Genomic DNA, 3,209 nt, shown 5'->3' with positions numbered 1-3,209 from the left:
GGCCTGCTGGCCGAGCTGGGCTCGGAGCTGGTGGCGGTGCACGGCCAGTCCGACCAGATCCGGTTGAAGGAGGCCGGCGCGCAGCGCGACGCCCTGGACCGCTTCGCCGGTGATGACTTTTCCCGCACCCTGGCCCGCTACCAGCGCAGCTACCGCCAGTGGCGCGAGGTCAGCCGTGAGCTGGCCAGCCTGAAGCAGGATTCGCGGGACCGGGTGCGGGAGGCGGAAAACCTGCGCCTGGCGCTGGAGGAGATCGACGGGATCGACCCGCAGCCGGGGGAGGATGAGCAGCTGCGCGAGGCCGCCACGAAGCTGGGCAACGTCGAATCGCTGCGCAACGCCGCCGTCCAGGCCCACGGCATCCTGGATAGCGAGGATTTTGAGACCCCGGGCATCAACTCGCTGGTGGAAAGCGCGCGCGGGGTGCTGGCCGCCGCCGGGGGAGACGACCCGGCCCTGCAGGGGTTTGCGGACCGCGCCGCGGAACTGGGCATCCTTGCCTCGGAGCTCTCCAGCGACATCTCGGCCTACCTGGCGGACCTGGACGAGGAGGGCCCCGAACGCCTGGCTCAGGTGGAGGCGCGGCGCGCGGAGCTGGGCAAGCTGCTGCGCAAATACGCCCCGAGCATCGATGAGGTGCTGCAGTGGGCCGACGCCTCCCGGACCCGGCTGGAGGAGCTGGGCGGGGATGACACCCGCATCACGGAACTGCAGGAGCGCAGCACCAAGCTGGGCAATGAGGTTTCCTCGCTGGCCGCGGAGCTGACCCGGGCCCGCACCAAGGCCGCCAAGCTGCTGTCCAAGCGGGTCAGCCAGGAACTGACCGCGTTGGCAATGCCCGACGCGAAACTGGTCGTGCAGCTGGAGGCGCTGGAGGAGCCCGGGGCGTACGGGCAGGACTCCATCGCGATGCTGCTGGCCCCGCACGCCGGGGCCGCACCCCGCCCGCTGGGCAAGGGCGCCTCCGGCGGTGAGCTCTCCCGGGTGATGCTGGCGATCGAGGTGGTGCTCGCTGCCGTGGACCCGGTGCCGACCTTCGTGTTCGACGAGGTCGACCAGGGCGTGGGCGGCAAGGCCGCGGTGGCCATCGGCGAACGCCTGGCCATGCTGGCCCGCCACGTACAGGTCATCGTCGTCACCCACCTGCCCCAGGTGGCCGCCTATGCCGATCGCCACATCCGTGTGATCAAGAACTCCGATGCGACGGCGAACACCGGCAAGGGCTTCACCGCCTCGGACGTCGTGGCCCTGGATGAGGCCCAAAGGGTGCGGGAACTGGCGCGAATGCTGGCCGGGCAGGAGGAGTCGGACACCGCCCAGGCGCACGCGGAGGAGCTGTTGGGTGAGGCCCGGCAGCTGGTAGATTCGCTGTCGAAGGCGGCGGCCAAAGCCTAACCGCCGCCGCTGCGCCCCCGCCATCCGGGTGTGGCGATGGTGACAAGTGGATGGTCAGGTGCAGGATTGGTGATAGGATGAAATCCCGTGGTGCAGCGTAATACAACTCGTGATTCTCGGTCGTCTGAAACGACAAAGCATATCTTCGTCACCGGCGGTGTGGCCTCGTCCCTGGGTAAGGGACTGACGGCATCCAGCCTTGGACATCTTCTTCGGGCTCGTGGTCTTTCCGTGACCATGCAGAAGCTCGATCCGTACCTGAACGTCGATCCAGGTACCATGAACCCCTTCCAGCACGGCGAGGTCTTCGTGACCGACGACGGCGCCGAAACCGACCTGGACATCGGCCACTACGAGCGCTTCCTGGATGAGAACCTGCCCGGCAGCGCCAACGTGACCACCGGCCAGGTGTACTCCACCGTCCTGGAGCGTGAACGCCGCGGCGAATACCTGGGCGACACCGTGCAGGTCATCCCGCACATCACCGATGAGATCAAGCGCCGCATGCGCCTTCCGGCCACCGAGCCGGGCGAGGGCAAGAGCGCGCCGGATGTGATCATCACCGAAATCGGCGGCACCGTGGGGGACATCGAATCCCAGCCGTTCCTGGAATCGGCCCGTCAGGTGCGCCAGGATATCGGACGCAAGAACGCGTTCTTCGTGCACGTTTCCCTGGTTCCGTACATCGGCCCCAGCCAGGAACTGAAGACCAAGCCGACCCAGCATTCGGTGGCGGCCCTGCGCTCCATCGGCATCCAGCCCGAGGCGCTGGTGATCCGCTCGGATCGCCAGATCCCGCAGGAGATGCGCGCCAAGCTGGGACGCACCTGCGACGTGGACACCGAGGCGGTCATCAACTGCCCCGACGCCCCGAGCATCTACGACATTCCCAAGGTCATCCACGCCCAGGGGCTGGACGCCTACATCGTGCAGACCCTGGACCTGAAGTTCCGTGACGTGGACTGGGATGACTGGGACCGCCTGCTGGATGTGGTGCACAACCCGGCCCACCACCTGGAGGTGGCGCTGGTGGGCAAGTACGTGGACCTGCCCGACGCCTACCTGTCGGTCACCGAGGCCCTGAAGGCCGGCGGCTTCGACAACAACGCCAAGGTCAACCTGCGTTGGGTCCCGGCCGATGACTGCGCCACCGAGGAGGGCGCCGCCAAGGCGCTGTCCGACGTCGACGCGATCTGCGTGCCCGGCGGCTTCGGCATCCGCGGCCTGGAAGGCAAGCTGGGCGCGCTGAAGTTCGCCCGCGAGAACCGCATCCCCACCCTGGGGCTGTGCCTGGGCCTGCAGTCGATGGTCATCGAGTACGCCCGCAACGTGGCCGGACTGGAGGACGCCTCCTCCACCGAGTTCGACCCGCAGACCACCATGCCGGTGATCGCCACCATGGCCGAGCAGAAGGACATCGTCGATGGCCGCGGCGACCTGGGCGGCACCATGCGCCTGGGCCTGTACCCGGCCAAGCTCGCCGAGGGCTCGGTGGTGGCCGCCACCTACGGCAAGAACGAGGTCTCCGAACGCCACCGCCACCGCTACGAGGTCAACAACGCCTACCGTGAGCAGCTGGAGGAAGCCGGCCTGGTCTTCTCCGGCACCTCCCCGGACGGCAAGCTGGTCGAGTACGTCGAGCTGCCGGCCGAGGTGCACCCGTACTACGTCTCCACTCAGGCGCACCCGGAGCTCTCCAGCCGCCCGACCCGCCCGCACGCACTGTTCAGCGGGCTGATCGCCGCCGCGCTGGCCCAGCGCGGAAACTAGCACCAACCCCGGCACCCCCGACACCCGGGACCCCGGAACCCCCG

Annotated in this window: 2 protein-coding genes; both read left to right on the top strand. The window is 68.4% G+C overall.

The window, feature by feature from the left end; genetic code table 11:
• Positions 1–1,395, top strand: a 1,395-nt coding sequence (locus RCJ92_RS15405) for a DNA repair protein RecN (RefSeq protein WP_446755060.1), incomplete at its 5' end; no start/stop codon positions are given.
• Positions 1,396–1,482: 87 nt separating this feature from the next.
• Positions 1,483–3,165 (top strand): CTP synthase, encoded by a 1,683-nt coding sequence (locus RCJ92_RS15400; RefSeq protein ID WP_138925930.1) that lies wholly within the window; start codon positions 1,483–1,485, stop codon positions 3,163–3,165.
• The last annotated feature ends 44 nt before the right edge of the window (positions 3,166–3,209 follow it).

It is taken from the genome of Glutamicibacter sp. BSL13 (assembly GCF_052928425.1).
This window is presented reverse-complemented; position numbering and strand designations above follow the sequence as displayed.